This window comes from Isoptericola sp. GX10416 (genome assembly GCF_056590155.1).
This window is the reverse complement of sequence record NZ_JBWPVO010000001.1, coordinates 97,146-121,568: the sequence shown is the minus strand read 5'-3', so window position 1 is coordinate 121,568 and position 24,423 is coordinate 97,146. Positions and strand designations below refer to the sequence as shown.

The 24,423-nt window shown below is 73.0% G+C and carries 23 protein-coding genes, 1 tRNA gene and 1 riboswitch; of the genes, 9 read left to right on the top strand and 15 right to left on the bottom strand.

The annotated features are described in order from the left end of the window. The first annotated feature begins 74 nt into the window (after nucleotides 1-74). Together ACWAT2_RS00555 and ACWAT2_RS00550 are read left to right on the top strand one after the other, a co-directional pair. Nucleotides 75-1,010, top strand: a complete 936-nt coding sequence (locus tag ACWAT2_RS00555; RefSeq protein ID WP_402371924.1) for an NAD(P)-dependent oxidoreductase — start codon at nucleotides 75-77, stop codon at nucleotides 1,008-1,010. 58 nt (nucleotides 1,011-1,068) lie between these two features. After that, nucleotides 1,069-1,488, top strand: coding sequence for a ScoMcrA-related endonuclease (locus ACWAT2_RS00550; protein WP_402371925.1), 420 nt, complete (start codon nucleotides 1,069-1,071; stop codon nucleotides 1,486-1,488). Between the two features lie 16 nt (nucleotides 1,489-1,504). Here ACWAT2_RS00550 and ACWAT2_RS00545 read toward each other — a convergent pair whose 3' ends face one another. After that, entirely contained in the window at nucleotides 1,505-1,867 is a 363-nt protein-coding gene (locus tag ACWAT2_RS00545) for a DUF2200 domain-containing protein (RefSeq protein ID WP_402371926.1), read from the bottom strand. A gap of 116 nt (nucleotides 1,868-1,983) precedes the next feature. Here ACWAT2_RS00545 and ACWAT2_RS00540 point away from each other — a divergent pair, with 116 nt between their 5' ends. The 5 genes from ACWAT2_RS00540 to ACWAT2_RS00520 all read left to right on the top strand — a co-directional run bounded on the left by ACWAT2_RS00540 (nucleotide 1,984) and on the right by ACWAT2_RS00520 (nucleotide 8,979). Next, entirely contained in the window at nucleotides 1,984-3,300 is a 1,317-nt protein-coding gene (locus ACWAT2_RS00540; protein WP_402371927.1) for an APC family permease, read from the top strand. A 185-nt stretch (nucleotides 3,301-3,485) separates the two neighbouring features. After that, entirely contained in the window at nucleotides 3,486-4,427 is a 942-nt protein-coding gene (locus ACWAT2_RS00535; protein ID WP_402371928.1) for a PfkB family carbohydrate kinase, read from the top strand. Between the two features lie 11 nt (nucleotides 4,428-4,438). Further along, nucleotides 4,439-5,197: a 5'/3'-nucleotidase SurE gene (gene surE / locus ACWAT2_RS00530; RefSeq protein WP_402371929.1), complete on the top strand. Its 759-nt coding sequence runs from the start codon at nucleotides 4,439-4,441 to the stop codon at nucleotides 5,195-5,197. A 111-nt stretch (nucleotides 5,198-5,308) separates the two neighbouring features. After that, a complete protein-coding gene (locus ACWAT2_RS00525; protein ID WP_402371930.1) occupies nucleotides 5,309-6,430 on the top strand; it encodes a hypothetical protein in 1,122 nt (373 codons plus the stop codon). Next, nucleotides 6,427-8,979: a multicopper oxidase domain-containing protein gene (locus ACWAT2_RS00520; protein WP_402371931.1), complete on the top strand. Its 2,553-nt coding sequence runs from the start codon at nucleotides 6,427-6,429 to the stop codon at nucleotides 8,977-8,979. Before ACWAT2_RS00525 ends, ACWAT2_RS00520 begins: the two co-directional genes overlap by 4 nt. A 23-nt stretch (nucleotides 8,980-9,002) precedes the next feature. Here the strand turns inward: ACWAT2_RS00520 and ACWAT2_RS00515 are convergent, their stop codons facing one another. Next, nucleotides 9,003-9,311 (bottom strand): DUF2249 domain-containing protein, encoded by a 309-nt coding sequence (locus tag ACWAT2_RS00515; RefSeq protein ID WP_402371932.1) that lies wholly within the window; start codon nucleotides 9,309-9,311, stop codon nucleotides 9,003-9,005. A 132-nt stretch (nucleotides 9,312-9,443) separates the two neighbouring features. Here ACWAT2_RS00515 and ACWAT2_RS00510 point away from each other — a divergent pair, with 132 nt between their 5' ends. Beyond that, nucleotides 9,444-10,073, top strand: a complete 630-nt coding sequence (locus tag ACWAT2_RS00510; RefSeq protein WP_402371933.1) for a dihydrofolate reductase family protein — start codon at nucleotides 9,444-9,446, stop codon at nucleotides 10,071-10,073. Nucleotides 10,074-10,164: 91 nt separating this feature from the next. Here ACWAT2_RS00510 and ACWAT2_RS00505 read toward each other — a convergent pair. From ACWAT2_RS00505 to ACWAT2_RS00445, 13 genes are all read right to left on the bottom strand, one after another. Continuing rightward, a tRNA-Pro gene (locus ACWAT2_RS00505) sits at nucleotides 10,165-10,238 on the bottom strand. 118 nt (nucleotides 10,239-10,356) lie between these two features. Then, nucleotides 10,357-10,851, bottom strand: a complete 495-nt coding sequence (gene ribH / locus ACWAT2_RS00500; RefSeq protein WP_402371935.1) for a 6,7-dimethyl-8-ribityllumazine synthase — start codon at nucleotides 10,849-10,851, stop codon at nucleotides 10,357-10,359. Then, on the bottom strand, nucleotides 10,848-12,143 hold the full coding sequence (locus ACWAT2_RS00495; protein ID WP_402371936.1) for a bifunctional 3,4-dihydroxy-2-butanone-4-phosphate synthase/GTP cyclohydrolase II: 1,296 nt from the start codon (nucleotides 12,141-12,143) through the stop codon (nucleotides 10,848-10,850). Before ACWAT2_RS00495 ends, ribH begins: the two co-directional genes overlap by 4 nt. Further along, nucleotides 12,140-12,742, bottom strand: coding sequence for a riboflavin synthase (locus ACWAT2_RS00490; protein WP_402371938.1), 603 nt, complete (start codon nucleotides 12,740-12,742; stop codon nucleotides 12,140-12,142). The genes ACWAT2_RS00495 and ACWAT2_RS00490 overlap by 4 nt, the downstream gene beginning before the upstream one ends. Further along, nucleotides 12,742-13,854, bottom strand: a complete 1,113-nt coding sequence (gene ribD, locus ACWAT2_RS00485; protein WP_402371940.1) for a bifunctional diaminohydroxyphosphoribosylaminopyrimidine deaminase/5-amino-6-(5-phosphoribosylamino)uracil reductase RibD — start codon at nucleotides 13,852-13,854, stop codon at nucleotides 12,742-12,744. Before ribD ends, ACWAT2_RS00490 begins: the two co-directional genes overlap by 1 nt. Nucleotides 13,855-13,982: 128 nt before the next feature. Next, nucleotides 13,983-14,113, bottom strand: a riboswitch (FMN riboswitch). An 88-nt stretch (nucleotides 14,114-14,201) separates the two neighbouring features. After that, on the bottom strand, nucleotides 14,202-15,740 hold the full coding sequence (gene der / locus ACWAT2_RS00480; RefSeq protein WP_402371941.1) for a ribosome biogenesis GTPase Der: 1,539 nt from the start codon (nucleotides 15,738-15,740) through the stop codon (nucleotides 14,202-14,204). Between the two features lie 99 nt (nucleotides 15,741-15,839). Continuing rightward, complete coding sequence (gene cmk, locus ACWAT2_RS00475) at nucleotides 15,840-16,529, bottom strand: (d)CMP kinase (RefSeq protein ID WP_402371942.1); 690 nt, start codon at nucleotides 16,527-16,529, stop codon at nucleotides 15,840-15,842. A 39-nt stretch (nucleotides 16,530-16,568) separates the two neighbouring features. Then, the gene (locus ACWAT2_RS00470) at nucleotides 16,569-17,378 is read right to left on the bottom strand and encodes a pseudouridine synthase (protein WP_402371943.1); all 810 of its coding nucleotides are present in this window, start codon (nucleotides 17,376-17,378) and stop codon (nucleotides 16,569-16,571) included. 19 nt (nucleotides 17,379-17,397) lie between these two features. Next, complete coding sequence (scpB, locus tag ACWAT2_RS00465) at nucleotides 17,398-18,072, bottom strand: SMC-Scp complex subunit ScpB (RefSeq protein ID WP_402371944.1); 675 nt, start codon at nucleotides 18,070-18,072, stop codon at nucleotides 17,398-17,400. Beyond that, nucleotides 18,069-18,944, bottom strand: a complete 876-nt coding sequence (locus ACWAT2_RS00460; protein WP_402371946.1) for a segregation and condensation protein A — start codon at nucleotides 18,942-18,944, stop codon at nucleotides 18,069-18,071. Before ACWAT2_RS00460 ends, scpB begins: the two co-directional genes overlap by 4 nt. Then, complete coding sequence (locus ACWAT2_RS00455) at nucleotides 18,928-19,836, bottom strand: ParA family protein (RefSeq protein ID WP_402372091.1); 909 nt, start codon at nucleotides 19,834-19,836, stop codon at nucleotides 18,928-18,930. The genes ACWAT2_RS00460 and ACWAT2_RS00455 overlap by 17 nt, the downstream gene beginning before the upstream one ends. A 128-nt stretch (nucleotides 19,837-19,964) precedes the next feature. Continuing rightward, nucleotides 19,965-20,915 carry a site-specific tyrosine recombinase XerD gene (gene xerD / locus ACWAT2_RS00450; protein WP_402371947.1) on the bottom strand — a complete coding sequence of 317 codons (951 nt, stop codon included), beginning with the start codon at nucleotides 20,913-20,915 and terminating at the stop codon, nucleotides 19,965-19,967. 34 nt (nucleotides 20,916-20,949) lie between these two features. Beyond that, nucleotides 20,950-21,924, bottom strand: coding sequence for a heme o synthase (locus ACWAT2_RS00445; protein WP_402371948.1), 975 nt, complete (start codon nucleotides 21,922-21,924; stop codon nucleotides 20,950-20,952). 337 nt (nucleotides 21,925-22,261) lie between these two features. Here ACWAT2_RS00445 and tkt point away from each other — a divergent pair, with 337 nt between their 5' ends. Further along, nucleotides 22,262-24,373 (top strand): transketolase, encoded by a 2,112-nt coding sequence (gene tkt, locus ACWAT2_RS00440; RefSeq protein WP_402371949.1) that lies wholly within the window; start codon nucleotides 22,262-22,264, stop codon nucleotides 24,371-24,373. The last annotated feature ends 50 nt before the right edge of the window (nucleotides 24,374-24,423 follow it).

The window sequence follows — 24,423 nt, the reverse complement described above, 5'->3', positions numbered from 1 at the left end:
GGGCCGGGCGCCGAGGAGCACGTAGCCTGTCGGAGCGTCGCACCACCGCCCCACCCCACGGAAGGCCCTGCCTGATGACCACCGACGGCCGTCACGTCCCCGCGATCAGTGCCGCCCCGGACGCGCCTGGATGGGTCCCCGCAGCGGTGCGCGACGCCGGCGCGCAGCTCGTCCCGGTCGGCCACGAGACGGACGGCCTGCTGTGGTTCGGTCCGCTTGGCGCGGACGGCCTGGCCGAGGTCCTGGCGGCCGCGCCGAGCGCGCGGTGGGTGCAGCTGCCCTCGGCCGGCGTGGACGCCTACCTGGACGCGGGCCTGATCGACGACGACACTGTGTGGACGTCCGCCAAGGGCGCCTACGCCGAGCCGGTGGCCGAGCACGCCCTCGCGCTCACGCTCGCCGCGCTGCGTCGGTTGCCCGAGCGGGCCCGGGCGCGCACCTGGGGGCCGGAGCTCGGGCGGTCGCTGTACGAGGCGCAGGTCCTCGTGGTGGGTGCCGGCGGCATCGCGCGGACGTTCCTCGAGCTGCTCGCACCGTTCCGCGCACGGACGGTCGTCGTGCGCCGCCGTCCCGCCCCGGTGCCGGGCGCCGGACGGGTCGTGACGGCCGAGCACCTGCGCGCAGAGCTGGCGCGGGCCGACGTCGTCGTGCTGGCGGCCGCACTGACGGGCAGCACCCGGGCGCTGATCGGTGCCACGGAGCTGGCCGCGACGAAGCGCGGCGCCGTGCTGGTCAACATCGCCCGCGGCGCGCTGGTGGACACCGATGCCCTGGTGGCCGCCCTCGCCTCGGGGCACCTCGGCGCGGCGGCGCTCGACGTCACCGACCCAGAGCCGCTGCCGGACGGGCACCCGCTGTGGGACCTGCCGACCGCTCTCGTCACCCCGCACACCGCGGACACCCCGGAGATGGTCGACCCGCTCCTGCGGCGACGTGTCACCGAGAACCTGCGACGGTTCGTCGCCGGGGACGACCTGACCGGCGTCGTCGACCCCGTGGCGGGATACTGACCCGGGCACCGGGCCGCGGGCGGACGGAGCGCCCCGGTCGGTGACCTACCCTCGAGGTATGGCCACCTTCTCCTCCGTCACGCGTCCGCACGTCCTCTCGGCCATCGCCGAGCACGACGACCGCGGGCCCGTGGCGTTCCTCAAGCTCTACGGGTTCAGCCCGACGCCGGGCACCACCCTCCAGTTCGGTGGCACGACCTACGACGCGATGGCGATCCTCGCCGTCGCGCACCGGTACGCGACCGGACGGGCCGCGCTGCCCGAGGAGATGGAGGGTGGAAAGGTCGCGGTCGGTACCCTCCTGCGCAAGCACGGCTTCGAGGTCGACGGCAGCGGCGGAGCGCCGACGTCCCGCGCCCCCCGACGCACCACGCGGACCACGCGGGCCAAGGCGCAGGAACCCGAGAAGCCCGCGCCGGTGTGCCCGACGTGCTTCATGACCCTGCCGGGCACGGGCGTCTGCGACAGCTGCGGGTGACCGCCCGGCCGATCCATCAGGTCGCCGGGGAACCCCGCAGGATCGAGGACATCTTCTTGCCGCGCGCCACCTCGTCGACCAGCTTGTCCAGGTAGCGGATCTTCTGCATCAGGGGGTCGGTGATCTCCTCCACCCGGTGCCCGCAGATGACTCCGGTGATGAGGGAGGCGTTCGGGTTCATCTGTGGTGCCCGCGCGAAGAACTCTTCCATGTCGACCTCGTCGTCGAGGGCGCGCCGCAGGCCTTCCTCGTCGTAGCCGGTGAGCCAGCGCACGACGTGGTCCACCTCGGCCCGGGTGTGACCCTTGCGCTCCGCCTTGGCGACGTAGAGCGGGTAGATGCTCGCAAAGCTCATGCTGAAGATGCGGCGTCCCGCCATGGTCTGTCTCCTCGTGGGCGCTCACCAACCGGTCGGACGGCGCCATCGTGGCACGCCGGCGCACCCGGTCGCGATCACGTCGCGCGTCAAGCGGCCTTTCCCCGCACAATCGCCACATGCCTGGCACCGGAACCTCCAGCCCGACCGGCCTCCGCCGTGCGGTGACCGGCCCTCTGCTCTTCCTGTTCATCCTCGGCGACGTGCTCGGCGCCGGCGTCTACGCCCTCATCGGCGAGATGGCCGGCGACGCGGGCGGCCTCGTGTGGTTGTCGTTCGGGGTCGCGCTCTGCCTCGCCCTGCTGACGGCCTTCTCGTACGCCGAACTCGTCACCAAGTACCCGCGCGCGGGCGGCTCGGCCGTCTACGCCGAGAAGGCGTACCGCAGCCCGTTGGTCGCGTTCCTCGTCGGGTACTGCATGCTCGCCGCCGGGGTGGTCAGCGCCGCCGGGCTCTCCCTGGCCTTCACCGGCGAGTACCTCACCGCGTTCCTCGACGTCCCCCAGGTGCCCGCCGCGGTGGTCTTCCTGCTGGTGGTGGCGCTCGTCAACGCGTGGGGCATCAAGGAGTCCCTGCAGGCGAACGTCGTGATGACCGTCATCGAGTCGGCCGGGTTGGTGCTGGTCACGATCCTGGGCGCCTGGGTCATCGGGCGCGGCGACGCCGACCTCGGCGGCGCCTTCAGCCCGCCGGAGGACTCGTCCGTCTGGCTCGCCGTCCTGGGCAGCGCCCTGGTGGCGTTCTACTCCTTCGTCGGGTTCGAGACCTCCGCGAACCTCGCCGAGGAGATCCGTGACGTCTCCCGCGTCTACCCGCGCGCACTGTTCGGCTCGCTCGCGACGGCGGGCGCCGTCTACGTGCTGCTGGGCTTCGTCGCTCCGGCGGTCGTCGAGCCGTCGGAGCTCGCGGCGTCCTCCGGCCCCCTGCTCGAGGTCGTCCGGGTCGCCGGTGCGGTGCCACCGGTGCTCTTCGCCGTGATCGCCCTCGTCGCGATCGCCAACGGAGCCCTGCTGACCATGATCATGGCGAGCCGCCTGACGTACGGCATGGCACGGCAGGGGCTACTGCCGTCACCGCTCGCCCAGGTGCTCCCGCGCCGCCGCACCCCGGGCGTCGCGATCCTCGTGACCACGGCCCTCGCCATCGCGCTCGCCGCCACCAACGAGCTCGTCGACCTGGCCGCCACCGTCGTCCTGCTCCTGCTCTTCGTGTTCCTCTCGACCAACGTCGCCGTGCTGGTGCTGCGCCGCGACCCCGTCGAGCACGACCACTTCCGCTCGCCCACGGTGATGCCTGTCCTCGCGATCGCCTCCTGCCTGCTCCTGCTCACCCAGCAGGAGCTTCGGCACTGGGTGCTCGCCGGGATCCTACTCGTGATCGGCGCGGGCGTGCACGCCCTCGTCCGGCGGCTGTCGCGGGCCGACCAGCGCTCGTAGGCGTGACCGGCGCGCCGTCACGGCAACGGCCGGGGCGCACCGATCCGCGTCCGGACGCCGGGCGGCGATGTCCTCCTTGCCCGCGTGGGCGTCACAGCCACCGTGTCAGGCTCGCGTCGCCTCGCAACCGCGGCCGCCACCGTGCCACCCGGCGGGAGGACGAGATCCTGCCTATGGTCCCTGACATGTCATCCGATCCGCCCCCCACCGTCTGCGTCGTGGCGCCGGAGCCGCTGCTGACGATCGAGATCGAGACGGACCGCGCCCGCGACGTCCCCGAGATCCATCTGCACCCGGGCGGACAAGGACTGTGGGTGGCGACCATGGCCCGCTCGCTCGACGCGGAGGTCGTCGTCTGCGGCCCGTTCGGGGGCGAGACCGGCGAGATCAGCGCCCACCTGGCGCGGTCGCGCGGCCTCGAGGTGCGCTCACCCGCGCAGGGCGGCGGTGGGACGCTCCTGCGCGACCGGCGCGGCGGCGGAGACCCCCGGCTCCTCACGATGCCTCCCATCCCCCTCGACCGGCACGCGATCGACGACTTCTACGGCATCGCCCTCGTCGGCGCGCTGGAGTCCGACGTCTGCGTGCTGACGGGCAACCAGCACGACGTCGGGATCCCGCCGGACCATCTGGCGCGGCTCGCGCGCGACGTCGCGTCGTCGGGCACCCCCGTCGTCGCCGACCTGAGCGGCGAGCTCGCCATCGCCGTCGGGCACGAGGCGATCGCGGTGCTGAAGATGAGCGACCAGGAGATGGTCGAGTCCGGCGCGGCCGACGACGACTCCGTGGCGGGGCTGCGACAGGCGGCCGAGGCGTGGGTGGCCGAGGGCCTGGCCGCCATCGTCGTCTCCCGGGCGGAGGAGCCGACGATCGTCGTGACGGCGGACGGCGGATGGACGCTCACGACACCGTCGGTGTCCACCGTCGACCACCGCGGTGCGGGCGACTCCATGACGGCCGGCATCGCTGTGGGCCTCGCCCGCGAACTGCCGCTGGTGGAGGCGGTGCGGCTCGGCGCTGCTGCCGGCGCCCTCAACGTGGCACGGCACGGCCTCGGCACGGGTCGCCGTGGCGAGATCGAGGCCTTCGCCGCCCAGGTGTCCGTCGACGAGCTCGGGAGGTCATGATGCTGGCACTGGTGACGAACGACGACGGGATCGCGTCCCCCGGCCTCGGGGTGCTGGCGCGGTGCGCGCAGGCAGCCGGCCTCGACGTGCTGGTCGCCGCGCCGCACGAGGAGTCGTCGGGCGCCTCGGCGGCGCTGCACGGCGCCGAGGAGGACGGCCGTCTGATGGTCGAGGACCACCGCGCGCCGGGCGTGCCGGACGGTGTGCGATCCCTCGCCGTCGCCGCCGATCCTGCACTCATCGCCTTCGTCTCGGCCTACGGCGCGTTCGGGGCCGTCCCCGACGTCCTGCTCTCGGGCGTGAACCGGGGCCCGAACGTCGGCAACGCCGTCCTGCACTCCGGCACGGTGGGCGCCGCGCTGTCCGGGGCGACGTTCGGCATGCGGTCGCTGGCCGTGTCGCTGGACGCCGGCGACCCGCAGCACTGGGAGACCGCGGAGTGGGTGGCGGCGCACGCCCTCGACTGGCTGCTCACCGGTCCCCCGTCCCGGCGCACGCTCAACGTCAACGTGCCCGACCTGCCGCGCGCCGAGCTGCGCGGGCTGCGCCAGGCACCTCTCGCCACGTTCGGCGCCGTCCACGCCCGGGTGGCGCAGCACGACGACGACGCAGCACTGGTGGTGCGCTACGAGGGCACCGAACGCTCGACCGAGCCGGAGTCCGACGCCGGCCTGCTCGCCCAGGGGTGGGCGACGGCGTCGCTGCTGCTCGCCCCGTACTCGGACGAGTCCGTCCGGGTCCCCGGCCTCGCCGGGGCGGCGGGCGACTGACGACGGCCGCGACCCGCCTGAGTACGCTGGGAGCATGGCAGCCCCGCAGCACCCCGCCGAACGCCAGGCGCCGACCTCGCACGTGACACGCCGTCCGGCCGCCCGGGCCACGTGAGCCGCCCGGGCCGCGTGAGCCCGCGGCTGCTCTTCCTCGTTCCCGGCGGTGCCGCCCTGCTCCTCGGGCTCGCCGCGGCGCTCGAGCTTCTCGGCCTCGACAGCCCTCTCCGCGTCGATCGACTCGGCGAGCTCCACGCGCCGCTGCTCGTCTTCGGGTTCGTCGGTACCCTCATCGCCCTCGAACGCGCCGTCGCCGCACGCCGCTGGTGGGGATACGGCGCGCCCAGCGCGCTCGGGCTCGGCTCCCTGAGTCTCCTGCTCCCCGTCCCGGATGCCGTGGGCCGGTCGACCGTCGCCGTCGGCTTCGCTCTCCTCGTCGCCCTCTACACCGTCATCTGGCAGCGACAGCCCGCCACCGCCACCGCCGTCCAGACCCTCGGGGCCGTCTCAGGGCTCGCCGCCGCCATCCTGTGGCTCGGAGGGCTCGGTATACCCGAGATCCTCCCGGGCATGAGCGTCTTCCTCATCCTCACCATCTCCGGTGAGCGCCTCGAGCTCGGCCGCATCTCCCCGACCGTCACGAAGCGCGTCGAAGCCGCCGGAACCGCGCTCGCGATCACGCTCACCGCCTGCGTCGCCGCCGCCCCGACGTTGCCGGTCGTCGGCTACCCGGTGCTCGGAGCCGCACTGCTCCTGCTCGTCGCGTGGGCCGTCCGCTTCGACGTCGCCACCCGACTCGTGCGAGCGGCTGCTCAGCCCCGCTACATGGCGTGGTGCCTCCTCGCGGGCTACGTGTGGCTCGTCGTCGCGGGTGCGATCTGGCTCGCGGTCGGCGAACCGCAGGGATGGATGTACGACGCCGTCGTCCACGCCGTGTTCCTCGGCTTCGTGATGTCGATGATCATGGCGCACGCGCCCCACATCCTGCCCGCCGTGCTGCGCATCACCCTGCCGTACCGCCCATTCCTCTACCTCCCTGTCGTGCTGCTGCACGTCGCCCTCGCGGTGCGTGTCGCCGGTGACGCACGCGAGATGCTCGACCTCGTGCGGTGGGGTGGCCTCGGCAACCTCGTCGCTCTTCTCCTCTTCGTGGTTCTCGCCGTCGCGACCGCCGTGCTCGGGCCACCTGCGAGACGCCCGGAGGAAGCCGACGCGCGACCGGGACTCCCGACATGACCCGCCGCGCGTGGTACCTCCTCATGAACAGCTTCGTGGGGCTGTGGGCCGTCGCCGCGGTCCTCGTCATCTCGGTGCACCGCTTCTTTCCCGCCGGCGGATGGCTCATGGTGCACCTCGTCCTCCTCGGTACGGTGAGCGCCGCGATCCTCGTGTGGAGCCAGCACTTCGCCGACGCCATCCTGCGCCGGCCGGCACCGGGCGGGAGGGTGTCGCACGGCGCCCGGCTCGTCGGACACACGCTCGGTGCCGCGCTCGTCGTCACCGGCATCGTCGCCGACACCTGGACCCTCGTGCTCTTCGGCGGCGTCGTTCTCGCCGTCGTCGCCCTCGCCCACGTCGCACTCGTCACGCTCCAGGCACGCCGCGCGCTGCCTGCCCGCTTCGCACGCCTCGTGCACTACTACATCGCTGCCGCGCTGGCGCTCGTCATCGGCGTCGGTGCGGGAGTGCTCCTGGCGCGCGTCGACCTGCCCCCGGGCTGGTACGACCGCATCTACCCCGCACATCTCGCGTTCAACCTTCTCGGCTGGATCGGGTTCACGGTCGTCGGCACCATCGTGCTCCTGTGGCCCACCGTCCTTCGCACGCGCATCACCGACACCGCCGAGCGTACGGCGCGGCGCTCGCTGTGGTTGCTCGTCGTGGGCTTGCTCGTCGTCGCGGCGGCGTGCGTGGCGGACACCGGACCGCTCGTCGCGCTCGGAGTGCTCGTCTACCTCGCCGGACTCGTGCTCGTCGTCGTCGAAGGCGCCAAGCAGGCGCGCCAGGCCCGGCCCACGAGCTTTGCCGCCCTCAGCATCGCGGCCGCCGTCGCGTGGTTCGCCGGATGCACGGTCGCCTTCGGCGTCATCCTCTCGACCGCCGACACGGCGGCGGACGCCGCGGTCGCCCTCTCAGGGCTGGTCGCCCCGTTCGCCGGAGGGTTCGCCGCACAGATCGTCGTCGGCGCGCTCAGCTACCTGCTGCCCGTGGTCATCGGCGGTGGACCCCGGACGAGCCGACACACCATCGCCGAGCTCGACCGCGCCGCCGTCTTCCGGGTCACGGTCGTCAACGCGGGTGGTGTGCTCTACGTGCTCCCCGTGCCGAGCCTCGTGCGGGTCCTCGTGTCGCTCGTCGTCTTCACCGTCTTCGTGTCGTTCCTGTGGCTCGTCGCCCGGGCACTCCTGGCGGTGCGGCGCGCACCCCAGCGCGCGCCGCACCGCGCCGGCACCGCCGGGTCGCTCGCCGCTGCTGCCGCCGTGCTCGTGCTCTCCGCCACCGGCGGCATCGCCCTCGACCCTGCCGCTGCCGGGATCGGTGGCACCACGGCGAGCGCGAGCGCGTCGGGCGAGACCACGACCGTCGATGTCGTCATGGACGACATGCGCTTCGAACCCGCCGTCATCGAGGTTCCCGTGGGCAACCGCCTCGTCGTCAATCTCACCAACGGCGACACCATGGACCACGACCTCACCATCGCCAACGGCGTGCGCGGCGATCGGCTCTCCCCCGGCGAGTCGACGGTCGTCGACGCCGGTGTCGTCGCGGGCGATCTCGACGCGTGGTGCTCCGTCGCGGGCCACCGCCTGCTCGGCATGACGCTCGACATCATCGCGGTCGGCGCTCCGCCGGGCGAGGAGCACGACCGCGGTGGCTCCGGCGCGCACAGCTCGGACGCGCCCCCGCACCCCGTATCCGGAGCGACACCCGGACCGGAGTTCGAGGCGGCGGACGCGGCACTCAGCCCTGCCGCAGCCGCCACCGTGCACGAGCACACCTTCGTCGTGAGCGATCTCGAACGTGACGTGGCCCCGGACACGAGCCAGAGCTCCTGGACCTTCAGCGACACCGTGCCCGGCCCCACACTGCGGGGCAAGGTCGGTGACACCTTCGAGATCACCCTCGTCAACGACGGCACGATCGGACACTCGATCGACTTCCACGCCGGGGCTCTCGCCCCTGACGAACCCATGCGCACGATCGCGCCGGGGGAATCGCTGACCTATACCTTCACCGCGACGCGCGCCGGCATCTGGATGTACCACTGCGCCACCGCGCCCATGTCGCTGCACATCGCCGCGGGCATGTTCGGGGCCGTCATCATCGATCCGCCGGGCCTCCCCGACATCGACCGCGAGTACCTGCTCGTGCAGTCGGAGCACTACCTGGGCGCGCACGGCGGCGAACCCGACACGACCGCGATCGCCTCGCAGCACCCAGATCTCGTGGTCTTCAACGGCTACGCCGACCAGTACATGTTCGCTCCCCTCGAAGCCCGCGTCGGTGAGCGCGTGCGTGTCTGGGTGCTGGACGCCGGACCCAACCGGCCCAGCTCGTTCCATGTCATCGGGGGCCAGTTCGACACCGTCTACCTCGAGGGCGACTACCTGTTGCATGACGGCGGCAGCACGGGAGCCGGCGGCTCGCAGGCGCTCGCGCTGCAACCCGCGCAGGGCGGATTCGTCGAGCTCGTCTTCGCCGAGGCGGGCAACTACCCCTTCGTGACCCACATCCTGTCGGACGCGGAGAAGGGGGCCAGCGGGCTGTTCGCCGTCAAAGAATGAGGGGCACGCCCACGACCACCCGGTCAGATACGGGTGAGGCGCAACTTCCAGACTTCGGGACCGTCTTCGAGGTACGCCACCTCGAACTCGCCGGGGCGGCGCTCCGTCAGCTGCGAGAGCAGCGGGAGCGGGTTGTGGTTCGCGACCAGATCGAGACTGAACCCTGGCGCGATCGCACCCAGCGCACCAAAGATGGTCGCATGACGGATCGCATGGGGGATCTGTCGCGTGTCGAGCACGATCTCGTTCTCGTCGGCGTGACCGCACGCGCACCCGCCGGCCCCGGCCTCGCCCGGCTTGGAGGTACGGAGATCGATCGGTTCGGCAGCCATCACTCCACCATAGCGGTACTACCGACCCTCTCCCCAGGACCAGACGCCCAGCCCCTCCGGGACGCCTCGATGAGTTCCTCGCAGGGTGGCGGTCACTACTCCCGCACACTGCCAACCACACCTGGAGTCACCGTGGGACTGATCCAGATCGAGCTCTTCGCCACCCTCGACCTCGTGGGGCAGGCGCCCGGCGGCCCGGACGAGGATCCTGGGGGGTTCCCGTTCGGCGGCTGGCAGGCACCCCTGCTGGACGAGGTCACGGGCGCGCAGGTCGCCGCCGCGTACGAGGGGACCGACGCCCTCCTGCTCGGCCGCCGCACCTACGACATCTTCGCGGCCTACTGGCCGCACCAGACCGGCGGTGCCGACGACTCCATCGCCACGCTCTTCAACCGCGTCCCCAAGTACGTGGCCTCCCGCGGCACCCCGGACCTGCCGTGGGCCGGGTCCACGCAGCTCGGGCCCGAGCTGGCCGCCGCCGTGCGCGAGGTCCGCGACCGGCACGAGCAGGTCCGGGTGGTCGGCAGCCTCGACCTGGTGCAGACGCTCCTGTACGAGAAGCTGTTCGACCGTCTCGACCTGTGGGTGCACCCGATCGTCCTGGGTGTCGGCAAGAAGGTGTTCGACGGCGGCGAGGTCCCGACGAACCTGATCCTCATCGAGCCGCCGGCCGCCGGACCGAAGGGCGTCGTGCTGCTCCGTTACGGGCTCGCCGACGGCACGCCCGCGACGGCCGACATGAGCGCACCCGACCGGTCCTGACCAGCCTCGCCGCTCCGCCCGGAGACGACGAATGGCCTGAACCGACGATCCGTCGGTTCAGGCCACCCCGATGTCCTGAGACATCGCACGGTCGGGCTGACAGGATTTGAACCTGCGACCCCTTGACCCCCAGTCAAGTGCGCTACCAAGCTGCGCCACAGCCCGTCCGGCCCGTCCGCGATGAAGTCACGGCGACGGACCGGTTCGGCCCCGGAGGGCCGACCGAAATACTACCCCAGAGCGGGCACTGCTCGTCCACCCACGGGGGACGGTGTGGCCGGGGTCACCGGACGTCGGCCACCACCGTCGAGCGGATCGACCGGACCACCCGCGCGGTCGCGAGCGCCGCGGCCGTGGCTTCGTACCCCTTGTCCTCCGCGGCCCCGGGCAGCCCGGCCCGGTCCAGGGCCTGGGCCTCGTCGTCACAGGTGAGCAGGCCGAAGCCGACGGGCACGGTGTGGTCCAGCGCCACGCGGTTGAGGCCGTCGGTGGCGGCCGCGCACACGTAGTCGAAGTGCGGCGTGCCACCCCGGATGACGACGCCGAGGGCCACGACGGCGTCGAACCCGGCAGCGGCCGCAGCCTGGGCCGCCACCGGCAGCTCGAACGAGCCCGGTACCCGGAGCACCTCCGGTTCGACGGAATGGTCCTGGCACGCCCGCAGCGCGCCGTCCAGGAGGCCCCCCATCACGGTGTCGTGCCAGGAGGCCGCGATCACGGCGACCCGCAGGTCCGAGCTGTCGGTCGGCTGGGTGCTGGGTGCGCCGGCCCCGCTCATCGGGCTGCCTCGGGCAGGGTGGGGTGAGTGGTCACGGGTGCTCCTTCGTCGGGTTCGAGGTTCGGCAGGTCGTGCCCCATGCGGTCCCGCTTGGTCCGCAGGTAGGCGACGTTGTCGGGTGCGGGGTGGATAGCCAGCGGCACGCGCTCGGCGACCTCCACTCCCCCGGCACGCAGGCCGTCGACCTTGGCCGGGTTGTTGGTGAGCAGGCGCACGGCACCGACGCCGAGGTCCCGCAGCACGTGCGCGGCGGCGGTGTACTCCCGCGAGTCGACGGGCAGTCCTTGCGCGAGGTTGGCGTCGATGGTGTCGTGGCCGCCGTCCTGCAGGCTGTACGCGGCCAGCTTGGCGACCAGCCCGATGCCTCGGCCCTCGTGCCCGCGCAGGTAGACGACCACGCCACGGCCCGCCTCCTGGATCGCCCGCAGCGAGGCGTCCAGCTGTGGTCCGCAGTCGCAGCGCAGCGAGCCGAACGCGTCCCCGGTGAGGCACTCGGAGTGCACCCGGGTCAGCACCGGTCCGCCGCCGTCGAGGTCGGCGAGCGCCCCGGCGACGAGCCCCACGTGCTCGTCGCCGGTCACCCGGTCGCGGTAGCCCACGGCGGTGAACGTCCCGTGCCGCGTCGGCAGCCGAGTCACCGCGAGGCGGTCCACGAGCACCTCGGTGAGCCGCCGGTAGGCCACGAGGTCGGCCACGCTGATCAGCTCCAGCGAGTGCTGCGCGGCGAACTCGCGCAGCGCCGGCAGGCGCATCATCGTGCCGTCGTCGTGCGTGATCTCGGCGAGCACGCCGCTGCTGCCGCGGCCCGCCAGGCGCGCCAGGTCGACGGCCGCCTCGGTGTGCCCGCGGCGCTCGAGCACCCCGCCGTCGCGGGCGCGCAGCGGCAGCACGTGCCCGGGGCGGGTCAGGTCGGCCGGACGCGTGCCCGCGGCGGCCAGCGTGCGCGCGGTGAGCGCCCGGTCGGCGCCGGAGATCCCGGTGGTCACGCCGTCGGCCGCGTCGACGGTGACCGTGTACGCGGTCCGGAAGGCGTCGCGGTTCTCGGCGACCATCAGGGGCAGCCCGAGCCGGTCCAGCGTGGCGCCGTCCGCGGCGACGCAGGCGAGCCCCGACGTGTGCCGCACCAGGAAGCCCATGAGCTCGGGCGTAGCGGCCTCGGCGGCGAAGATGAGGTCGCCCTCGTTCTCGCGGCCCTCGTCGTCCGCGACGACGACGGCGCGCCCCGCGGCCACGGCGGCGAGCGCACGCTCGACGCGCTCGACCGGCCCCGCTGTCCCGGTGGTCCCGGTCACGAGCCCACCTCCGCCGTCGCGAGCAACCGTTCCACGTGCCGGGCGAGCACGTCCGTCTCGAGGTTGACCCGGTCCCCGACGGCCCGGGCACCGAGCGTGGTGCGCGCGAGCGTCTCGGGGATGAGGCTCACGGCGAACCGGTCCGCCCCGGCGTCGACCACGGTGAGCGAGACGCCGTCGACGGCGATCGACCCCTTGGCCACGACGTAACGGGCGAGCTCGGCGGGCAGCGAGATCTCCACGACGTCCCACCGCTCGCCCGGCGTCCGGGCGAGCACCGCCCCGACGCCGTCGACGTGCCCCTGCACGATGTGCCCGCCGAGGCGACCCGTCACGGGCAGCGCGGGTTCGAGGTTGACCCGGTCGCCCGGCGCGAGACCACCGAGCGAGGTGCGCTTCAGCGTCTCGGCCATGAGGTCGGCGGTCCAGGTCTCGCCGTCGAAGGCCGCCACGGTCAGGCAGCAGCCGTCGACGCTGATCGAGTCGCCGAGGCGGACGCCGTCGAGCACGTCGGTGGCGGCGACGGTCAGCCGCGCCGCGTCGGCGGTGGCCTCCAGGGCACGGACGGTGCCGAGCTCGGTCACGATGCCGGTGAACATCAGGACTCCTTCCGCGGCCGCAGGGTGAGCCGCACGTTCGTCTCGTCCGGCCCGGCGTCAGCCTGGTCGGCGGGGTGGTCGGTGCTGGGGGCGACGACCATGACGTCCACGACGTCGAGCCGGACGGCCCCGGTGATGGTCGTGACGCCGAGGTCGCCGACGGCGTCGGGGCCGGCTCCGAGGAGCACGGGCGCCACGTAGGCCACGACCTCGTCGACGAGGCCCGCGCGCCAGAACGCGGCGGCCAGGGTGGCCCCGCCCTCGAGCAGCACGTGCCGGCGGTCGGCGGCCCACAGGGCGTCGAGCGCCTCGTGCGGGTCGTGCGTGCGCAGGTGCAGCGTCTCGGTCCCGTCGTGGGGCGGCACCGCGAGGCGGGACGACGGCGGCAGGTCGCGCCGTCCCATCACGGCCCGCAGCGGCTGCGGACCGGTCCGGGCGGCGTCACGGACGGTCAGCGACGGGTCGTCCGCAGCCACGGTGCCGGTGCCCACGAGCACGGTGTCGCAGGCGGCGCGCAGCCGGTGCGCGTCCGCCCGCGACGCGGCGGAGGTGATCCACCGCGAGGTGCCGTCGGCCGCACCGGTGCGCCCGTCGAGGCTGGTGGCGACCTTCCAGGTCACCACGGGCCGCCCGAGCTCCATGGCCCGCGTCCAGACCGGGTTGAGTGCGCGGGCCTCGTCCTCGAGCACACCGGCGACGACGTCCACGCCGGCAGCGCGCAGCAGCGCACCTCCGCCGGTGGCGACCGGGTTCGGGTCCGGCTGGGCGTACACGACACGGACGATGCCGGCGTCGAGCAGCGCCTGCGCGCAGGGCCCGGTGCGGCCCGTGTGGGCGCAGGGTTCGAGGGTGACGACGGCGGTGGCACCGCGCAGGGCGTCCGGCCCGACGGCGGCACGAGCGTTCGCCAGCGCGACCGCCTCGGCGTGGGGGGTCCCCGCGCCACGGTGGTAGCCCTCGGCGATCGTGACGCCGTCCGGGTCCAGCAGGACGCAGCCGACGCGCGGGTTGGGCCCGAGGACGAGGCCGTCGGTGGCCGCGAGCTCCATGGCGCGTCGGAGCGCGTCGGTCTCGGCCGGTCTCGCGGCGGGTCCCGCCGTGGCGGTGGTCATGGGCTGCCCCTGTCGTCCGGTCGCGGACTGCTGGGGCGTGCACGGCGTCGTCGCCGCGCGCCGGTCTGCGGTGCACTCGGGCACCTCGGTGTGGACGGGTCCACGCCACCGGCGATCGGGCGAGGGCGTCGCGTGCGTCTTCCCATCCGGACTTTGACCGTCGGTCCAGGAGTTCCACCTGGTCAACCGGTCACTGGCTGTGACCGGGTCGCGGACTTTCACCGCCGGCTCGGATTTTCACCGACCCCAGAGCACGCGAGCTGTTGCTCGTTCGTGCTGCGACGATACCGCACGTCCGGGGGCGTCCGGCCGGCCTCCGGTGGGAGACCGGTCACACCGGCCCGGCCTCAGCGGCGGCGGCGCTTCTCGCGCACACGCACGCTGATCGAGATCGGCGAGCCCTCGAACCCGAACGTCTCGCGCAGGCGGCGCTCGATGAACCGGCGGTACCCCGCCTCGATGAACCCGGTGGCGAACAGCACGAACCGCGGTGGGCGCGTGGACGCCTGCGTCGCGAACAGGATGCGCGGCTGCTTGCCGCCGCGCACCGGGTGCGGGTGGGCGGCGACGAGCTCGCCCAGGAACCCGTTGAGCCGCCCGGTCGGGATGCGCGTGTCCCAGGAGTCCAGGGATGTCTCGAGGGCGCGCACCAGCTTGTCCGTGTGCCAGCCGGTCCGGGCCGAGACGTTGACGCGCGGCGCCCACGTGACCTGCACGAGGTCGCGCTCGATCTCGCGCTCCAGGTACGGCCGGCGGTCCTCGTCCATGAGGTCCCACTTGTTGTAGGCGATGACCAGCGCCCGGCCGGCGTCGACCACCTGGGAGATGACGCGCGTGTCCTGCTCGGTGAGCGGGACCGAGGCGTCCACCAGGACCACCGAGACCTCCGCCTTCTCGATCGCGGCCTGGGTCCGCAGGGAGGCGTAGAAGTCCGCGCCGCTGGTCTGGTGCACCCGGCGGCGGATGCCCGCCGTGTCCACGAACCAGTACGGGATGCCCTTGATCTCGACGAGCTCGTCGACCGGGTCGCGGGTCGTGCCCGCCACCTCGTCCACCACCACGCGCTCGGAGCCCGCGATCTTGTTCAGCAGCGACGACTTGCCGACGTTCGGCCGGCCCACCAGGGCGACGCGGCGCGGACCCTCGGGCCGCAGGGTCCCGTGCGCGGAGTGCTCGGGCAGCGCGTCCAGGACGGCGTCCAGCAGGTCGCCCGTCCCGCGCCCGTGCAGCGCGGAGACCGGTTGCGGCTCGCCGAGCCCCAGCGCCCACAGGTAGGCCGCGTCGGCCTCCCCGGTGGGACCGTCGACCTTGTTGGCGCACAGCACCACCGGCTTGCCCGAGCGGCGCAGGAGCTCGACGACGCGCTCGTCGCTCGCCGTCGCGCCGACCTGCGCGTCCACCACGAAGACGACCGCGTCGGCCAGCGAGATCGCGACCTCGGCCTGCTCCGCCACCTTGGACTCGATGCCGGCGACGTCGACCTCCCAGCCCCCGGTGTCGACCAGCATGAAGTGCCGCCCGGACCACTCGGCGGGATAGCTGACACGGTCGCGGGTCACGCCGGGCGTGTCCTCCACGACCGCCTCGCGCCGGCCCAGGATGCGGTTGACGAGGGTCGACTTTCCGACGTTCGGCCGCCCCACGACGGCCAGCACCGGCAGGGCGTGCTCCGCGGGGGCGGAGCCGTCCTCGTCCCACTCGTCGGAGAGCAGGAGGAGGTCGGACTCGTCGAGTTCGAAGTCCTCCAGACCGGCGCGCAGGGCGCGCTCGCGCGCGTCGTCGTCCACGAACTCGGTCGCGACCGTCGCTGCGTCCGCTGCGTCCTCGAAGGGAGCGTCGGTGGCGTCGGCGGGCGTGGTCTCGGGGCCGTCGGCGGGGGTGGTCATGTCAGCCATTGTCCCAGGTGCGCACGGGTCGGCACCACGTCGTACCGTCCTGCCCGACGAGACGCGCGTCACGCCGGGCGGGCGTCCGCCCGCGGGCGGTCAGACGGCGGCGCGCTCCACCACCGTCAGCACGGCCTCCACGGTCTGCTCGAAGTCCAGGTCGCTGGAGTCGACCGTCACCACGCCGTCGGCCGCGACGTGGAACGTGCTCACGGTCGCGTCGTCGCGGTCGCGGCGCAGCACCTGGTCCCGCGTCGCCTCGACGGAGGTGGCGTCCGCGACGCCGTGGACCTCGAGCGAGCGACGGCGCAGGCGTGCCTCCTCGCTGGCCACGAGGAGCACGCGGGCGTCGGCGTCCGGGGCGACGACGGTCGTGATGTCCCGGCCCTCGGCGACGATGCCGCGCCCGGCGGAGAAGCCTCCGTCCGCCTCGTCGGCGATGATCGCCCGCTGACGGCGACGCAGCTCGTCGCGCACCTCCAGATTCGTGGCGACCTTCGACACGACCGCGGTGACGTCGGTGGTCCGGATCGCCGTCGCGACGTCGTCGCCGTCCAGAAGAATCCCCGGGGCGGCCGGGTCGACGCCCATCGCCAGCGGCATGTCCCGCACCGCAGCGGCCACCGCGCCGGTGTCGTCGAGCGCCACCCCGCTGCGGACGCACCACAGCGTCGCGGCGCGGTACATCGCGCCGGTGTCGAGGTAGGCGAGGCCGAGCCGGGCGGCGACGGCCTTCGAGACGCTGGACTTGCCGGATCCGGACGGACCGTCGACGGCGATGGTGACCACTGGTGCTCGTTTCTGTGTCGGTGGTGGGTGGGAGTGGGGTCAGAGGTCGACGGCGCGCATGAGCGTGCCGAGCTCGGTGCGCCCCAGCACGCGGGACCGGCCGACCTTCAGGTCGCCGAGGGCGATCGGGCCGATGCGGGTGCGCACCAGGCGGGTCACGGGGAAGCCGACGGCCTCGAACATCCGCCGGACGATGCGGTTGCGGCCCTCGTGAAGAACCACCTCGAGCATCGAGTGCCCCGGCACGGCGTCGACGACACGAACCTTGTCCATGCGTGCCGTGCCGTCGTCGAGCTCCACCCCGGAGGTGAGGTGCTTCATGATCCGGGGGTAGACCTCGCCGCCCTCGACGGTGACGAGGTACGTCTTGGGAATCTCGCGGCTCGGGTGCGCGAGCCGGTTGCCGAGCTCGCCGTCGTTGGTCAGGAGCAGCAGACCCTCGGAGTCCGCGTCGAGCCGCCCGACGTGGAAGAGCCGCTCGGGCCGGTCCTTGACCAGCTCCGCCACCGTGGGGCGGCCCTCCGGGTCGCTCATGGCGGAGATCATGCCCAGCGGCTTGTTCACCGCCACGGTGATCTTCGACGGGTCGAGCTGGACGGTCATGCCGTCCACGCGGACGACCGCCTTGCCCGGGTCGATCCGCACGCCGAGCTCCGTGACGATCTGGCCGTCGACCTCGACGCGTGCCTCGGAGATCAGCTCCTCGCACTTGCGACGCGAGCCGAGCCCGGCCTGTGCGAGCACCTTCTGCAGCCGGACCCCGTCGGCGACGTGGACGTCCACCGGACGATTCTGTGCTGCGTTCGACTGCTGGGGGCGACGGCGGCCGCCGCGGCGTGAGGTGGGCATGGGTCCATTGTCGCAGGCGTCAGTCGGTGAGGTCGCCGACCGCCTCGACACCGGGCAGGTGCGGCGCGAGCGGCGGGAGGTCCTCCAGCGACGACCAGCCCATCCGGTCCAGGAACTCCGCCGTGGTGCCGAACAGCACCGCGCCCGAGAGCGGGTCCTGCCCGACCTCGGCCACCAGGCCGCGAGCCAGCAGGGTGCGCACGACGCCGTCGACGTTGACGCCACGGACCGCGGACACCTGCCCGCGCGTCACGGGCTGGCGGTAGGCGACCACCGCCAGCGTCTCGAGCGCCGCCTGGCTCAGCCGCGACGACTGTCCCTCCAGCACGAACCGGCTCACGACGTCGGCGTGCTCCCGCGAGGAGTAGACGCGCCAGCCCCCCGCGCCCCGGCGCAGCTCGAAGCCGCGCGCACGCTGTCCCGTCTCGCCGCGGAACTCCGCGGCGAGGCGTTCGAGCACGTCGGTGACCTCCGCCGTCGGACGCCCCACGGCGACGGCGAGCCGTTCCGTCTCCACCGGCGCCTCGGCGACCATGAGGATCGACTCCAGCGCCGCCTCCAGCCCGCCGGGGAGATCATCGACGTCGACGGGCTCCGCGGCGCTCTGAGCGCTCAACGACGTCCCGGCGACCTCGGACCGGGCCACCGCGACGGTCTCCGTCGCGTCGGTCTCCGTCATGTCGGTCTCCGTCATGCTGCTCCCTCCACGGCGCCCTCGAACTCCTCGAACTCCTCGCCGATCTCGTCGCCGCCGTCGTCGCCGGTCCACCGCACGGTGAGCTCGCCGAGCGCCACCACCTGGTCGAACGCCACCTGACCGTTGCGGAAGAGCTCCAGCAGCGCCAGGAACCGCGCCACCACCACGAGGCGCTCCTCCCCCGCCGCCAGCGCGCGGAAGGTCGCGACGTGGTCTCGCCGCAGCCTTCGGGCGACGACGACCGCCTGCTCGCGCACGCTCACCGCGGGCGCGTGCAGGTGGCTGAGCCCGACCACCGGGGGCAGCCTCGGCTCGAGGGCCTTCGCCGCCAGCACGGCGATCCGGTCGGCGTCGAGGGTCCAGACCAGCTCGGGCAGCATCGCCGCCAGGTGGCTCTCCATCGGGACCGAGCGCGGCACCCGCCGCCCCTCCGTGGCCAGCCGATCGGCCAGCACGGCGGAGACCTCCTTGTAGGCGCGGTACTGCAGCAGCCGGGCGAACAGCAGGTCGCGCGCCTCCAGCAGCTCCAGGTCCTCGGCGTCCTCCTCGGCGATGCCCGGCAGCAGCCTGGCGGCCTTCAGGTCGAGCAGGGTCGCTGCGACGACCAGGAACTCGCTCGCCGCACCGAGGTCCCACGAGGGGTGCTCCTCGCCGCGACCCGCCGCCTCCCGCGAGGCCGTGTCCGCCGCTCGGATGTGCGCCACGAAGTCGTCGGTCACCTCAGCCAGCGCCACCTCGGTGACGTCGAGCTTGCGTGCGTTGATCAGCGAGAGCAGCAGGTCGAACGGACCGTCGAAGTTGGCGAGGTGGACCGTGAACGCCCCCGCCCGCGGCGTCTCGGTCCGGCCGGGATCAGGAGGTGCTTCCACGGGCCACGAGCTCGCGCGCGAGCTGCCGGTAGGCGGACGCCCCCCGGTGGGTGGGGGCGTAGGCGGTGATCGGCTCGGCAGCCACCGAGGCGTCCGGGAACTTCACGGTCCGCCCGATGACCGTGTGCAGCAGCGTGTCACCGAAGGCCTCGTGGACCCGCTGCACGACCTCGCGCGAGTGCAGCGTGCGCGAGTCGAACATGGTCGGCAGGATGCCGTCCACCTCGAGGTCCGGGTTGAGACGATCCTTGACCTTGTCGATGGTCTCGACCAGGAGGGCGACACCGCGCAGCGCGAAGAACTCGCACTCGAGCGGGATGAGCACGCCGTGGGCTGCCGTCAGGGCGTTCACCGTGAGCAGCCCCAGGGACGGCTGGCAGTCGACCAGGATCACGTCGTAGTCGGCGAGAGCCGGGCGCAGGGCCCGCGACAGGATCGACTCGCGGGCGACCTCGCCGACGAGCTGGACCTCCGCCGCCGACAGGTCGATGTTCGCCGGGACCACGTCGAGCCCTTCGATGGCCGTCGTCCGCACGACGTCCGACAGCTCGACGTCACGGTCCATGATCAGGTTGTAGACGCTCAGGTCGAGCTCGTGCGGACTGATCCCCACGCCGACCGACGCGGCGCCCTGCGGGTCGAAGTCGACCAGGAGCACCCTGCGGCCGTACTCGGCCAGGGCCGCGCCGAGGTTGATCGTGGTCGTCGTCTTGCCGACGCCGCCCTTCTGGTTGCACATCGCCACGATCCTCGCCGGGCCGTGCGTGCTGCGGGGCGGTGGCTCGGGGAAGTCGGGCAGCGGCCGGCCAACCACGTCGGTGGCCGGTCCGTCGTCCTGCTGCCGGCCCGGGACCCCGGGCAACGTGCTCTCGGCCGTCGCGGACTGCGTCATCGTGTCGCTCCCCCCGGGTGCGTCGCTCACGTCCGTCACGCTACACCGGTGGTCTGCCGGGCACCGGTCCGCCGCGCGGCGTGGTGGACATCGGCCCTCGGGTCGCCACGGGTGCGTGACGGCGCGCGCTAGCGGGCCCGCGGGTGCGTGGCGGCGTAGACCTCACGGAGCGCCTCGGGAGTGACCATCGTGTAGATCTGCGTGGTCGTGACCGACGCGTGGCCCAGCAGCTCCTGGACCACCCGGACGTCCGCGCCGCCCGCGAGCAGGTGGGTCGCGAACGAGTGCCGCAGCGTGTGCGGCGAGACATGCTCGGTCAGGCCCGCGCGCTCGGCGGCGCCCTGCAGCACGGCCCAGGCGCTCTGCCGCGAGAGCCGGTTGCCGCGGGTGTTGAGGAACAGCGCCGGGGTGCTCCGGCCGCGGGCGGAGCCGGCCGCCGCCAGCACCGGTCGGGCTCGGACGAGGTAAGCGTCCACGGCGTCGCGCGCGTACGAACCGACCGGCACGATGCGCTCCTTGCTGCCCTTGCCGAAGAGCCGCACGAGCGCGTCGGACCCCACGTCGTCGACGTCCAGTCCGACCACCTCGCTGATCCGCCCGCCGGTGGAGTACAGCAGCTCGAGCAGCGCCCGGTCGCGCAGGCCCGCAGGGGTGTCCCCCGACGACGCGGCGTCGAGGAGCCGCGCGACGTCGTCGATGCTCAGAGCGTGCGGCAGCCGCCTCGTCTGGGTGGGGGCCGCCACCTCGGCCGACGGGTCCTCGGACGCCATCCCCTCGGCACGGGCGAACCGGTGCCAGCCCCGCACGGCCGCCAGAGAACGGGCCGCCGACGACGCCGAGAGTGCGCGCCCGTCGTCCGAGCCCTCGCGGACCGCCGTCAGGAACGCCGTCACGTCGTGCTCGGTCACCTGCTCGAGGGTGGTGCGGCCGGCACCGGCCAGGAACCGCGCGTAACGGTCCAGGTCCCGCCGGTAGGCCGCGACCGTGTTCGCCGACAGGCCGCGCTCGACCCGCACGTGGGCGAGGTAGTCGCGCAGGGCCGCCTCGAGGGCGGGCTGCAGGTCAGCGGGAGCGGTCACACGCCCATCATGCCCGTTCCCGGCCGCCGGCAGGTCAGAACGGGAGGAAGACGTCGACCGCGACGGCGACGAACAGCACGGTGAGGTACGTGATCGAGGCGTGGAAGACCTTCATCGCCCCCGGGCCTCCCCGGGTCCGGCCCTGGGCCTTGCGCAGCATGGCGATAGTGAGCCAGAGGAACCATCCGCCCGTCACGACGGCGACGGCGGTGTACACCCACGTCATGCCGGCGAGCGGCACCAGCGCGAGCGAGCAGGCGATCATCGCCACCGTGTGGCCGACCATCTCGGCTGCGACGCGGCGGTCGGAGGCGACCACGGGCAGCATCGGCACGCCCGCGTTCTCGTAGTCCTTCTTGAACTTGACCGACAGCGGCCAGTAGTGCGGCGGCGTCCAGAAGAAGATGACGCCGAACAGCGCCAGCGCCGCCCAGCTCAGCGACCCGGTCACGGCCGCCCACCCGATGAACACCGGCATGCAGCCGGCGATGCCGCCCCAGACGATGTTCTGCGAGGTGCGCCGCTTGAGGATCATCGTGTAGCCGACGACGTAGATGGCGATCGCCCCACCCGTCAGCCATGCCGCCTGCAGGTTCACGAGCCAGGCGAACCACACCAGCGACACCGTGCCGAGCGCCGTGGCGAAGATCAGCGCGCTGCGCGGCAGGACCTCCCCGGTGACGAGGGGTCGCCGCTTGGTGCGGTTCATCACCTCGTCGATGTCCCGGTCGAGATAGCAGTTGAAGGCGTTGGCCGACCCGGCCGCGAGCGCGCCGCCGACGAGCGTCTTGACGACGAGCCACAGGTCTGGCAGCCCGCCCTGCGCGAGGATCATCGTCGGCACGGTGGTCACCAGCAGCAGCTCGATGATGCGCGGCTTGGTGAGGGCGACGTAGGCGCCGACGCGGTCCCGCCAGGACGCCGCACGAGCGCCGTCGGGACGGTGCACTGCGGCGCGTGTGGTCGACGAGTCGGACGTCGTGCGGCTCGGGGTGCTCACGCGCCTCATGCTTCCGTTCGCGAGGGGGTCGGTCGGTCGGGCCCATCGTACGCCGACCTGTGCGATCTCTCGTCCTCGCCGGGTGCCGGAGCGGTGTGAGAAACGTCAGTGCGTGGGCCGACGATCTCGTCGCGCCCACATGGTGGGATGGATTCGAGGCATGGGCGCGTTGTCCGCCCGTCACCGCTAGTGTGGAGACGCACACCGCAGGGCACTGGTGCCGTCGTGCGCACCGGTTCGTCCGCTGTGCACGATGACCGTCCTCGCCGCCAGAGGCGAGGCCTGCCGCGCCCGGCCACAGCAGCAGAGCTCCCGGGGCCACGCCTCGGGCAGGAAAGAGGCATACGTGAACGCGTTCGACCCCGCACTGTCGCCGCTCGAGTGGAACGAACTCGACGCGCGCGCGGTCAAGTCCATCAAGGCGCTCGCCGCCGACGCCGTCGAGAAGTGCGGCTCCGGCCACCCCGGCACCGCGATCTCTCTCGCGCCCGCCGCGTACCTGCTCTTCCAGAAGACGATGCGCCACGACCCGAGCGATCCGGCCTGGGTGGGACGCGACCGGTTCGTGCTCTCCGCGGGGCACTCGTCGCTGACGCTGTACCTGCAGCTCTTCCTCGCCGGCTACGGCATGGAGATGGACGACATCGCCGCGCTGCGCACCTGGGACTCGCAGACCCCGGGCCACCCCGAGTACGGCCACACGCCCGGCGTCGAGATCACGACCGGGCCGCTCGGCCAGGGGCTCGCCTCCGCCGTCGGCATGGCCTACGGCGCGCGCCGCGAGCGGGGCCTGCTCGACCCCGACGCCGCACCGGGGACCTCGCCGTTCGACCACCACGTGTACGTGATCGCCTCCGACGGCGACCTGCAGGAGGGCGTGACCTCCGAGGCATCCTCCCTCGCCGGGCACCAGCAGCTCGGCAACCTCGTCGTGATCTGGGACGACAACAAGATCTCGATCGAGGACGACACGGACATCGCGTTCACCGAGGACGTCCTCGCTCGCTACGAGGCCTACGGGTGGCACACCCAGCGGGTCGACTTCACGCAGGGCGGCACCGGCTACGCCGAGGACACCGACGAGCTCGCCGCAGCGCTCGACGCCGCGAAGGCCGAGACCGGCAAGCCCTCCATCATCGCGCTGCGCACCATCATCGGTTGGCCGGCACCCACCAAGCAGAACACCGGCGGCATCCACGGCTCCGCCATGGGCGCCGACGAGGTCGCGGGCATGAAGACCGTGCTCGAGCTCGACCCCGAGAAGTCCTTCCACATCGACGACGAGGTCCTCGCGTACACCCGCGCCGTCGCGGAGCGTCAGAGCGACCAGCGCGCGGCGTGGGACACCGCCTTCGAGGCGTGGAAGACGGCCGCCCCCGAGCGCGCGGCGCTCCTCGAGCGCCTCACCGCCGGTGAGCTGCCCGAGGGCTGGGCCGACGCGCTGCCCCAGTTCGAGGAGTCGACGAAGGGCATCGCGACCCGCGCCGCCTCCGGCAAGGTGCTCTCCGCGCTGGCCGACGTCCTGCCCGAGCTCTGGGGCGGTTCGGCGGACCTCGCCGGCTCGAACAACACCACCATGGACGGTGCGACGTCGTTCGTCCCGATCGAGCACGCCACGAAGAAGTTCCCGGGCGACCCCTACGGCCGCACGCTGCACTTCGGCATCCGTGAGCATGCCATGGGATCGATCCTGAACGGCATCGTCCTGCACGGGCTCACCCGCCCGTACGGCGGCACCTTCCTGCAGTTCTCCGACTACATGCGCGCATCGGTCCGGCTGGCCGCCCTCATGGGCATCCCCAGCACGTTCGTGTGGACGCACGACTCGATCGGCCTCGGCGAGGACGGTCCGACCCACCAGCCGGTCGAGCACCTCGCCGCGCTGCGCGCCATCCCCGGCCTCGACATCGTCCGCCCCGCCGACGCCAACGAGACCGCGTGGGCCTGGCGCGGCATCCTCGAGGGCCGCGACCACCCGGCCGGGCTCGTCCTGACTCGTCAGGGCGTGCCCACGTTCCCGCGGGGCACCGAGGGATTCGCCGGAGCGGAAGGCACGCTCAAGGGCGGGTACACCCTGCTCGACACCGACGGCACGCCGGACGTCATCCTCGTGGGCACCGGTTCCGAGGTCCAGCTGGCCGTCGAGGCGCGCGAGCTCCTCGCGGCGGACGGCGTCGCCGCGCGCGTCGTGTCGCTGCCGAGCCGCGAGTGGTTCGACCGGCAGGACGCCGCGTACCGCGAGTCGGTGCTGCCGGCGGCCGTCCGGGCGCGCGTCTCCGTCGAGGCCGGTGTGGCGCAGGGCTGGCGCGACATCGTCGGCGACGCCGGGCGCAGCGTCTCGCTGGAGCACTACGGGGCGTCCGCCGACTACCAGACGCTCTACCGCGAGTTCGGCATCACCGCCGAGGCCGTGGCAGCCGCAGCCCGCGAGTCCGTCGCGGCGGTCCGCGGCGCGTAGCACGTCCGACGACGGCGGCCGGCAGGCGTCGGCCGCCGTCGTCGTCCACC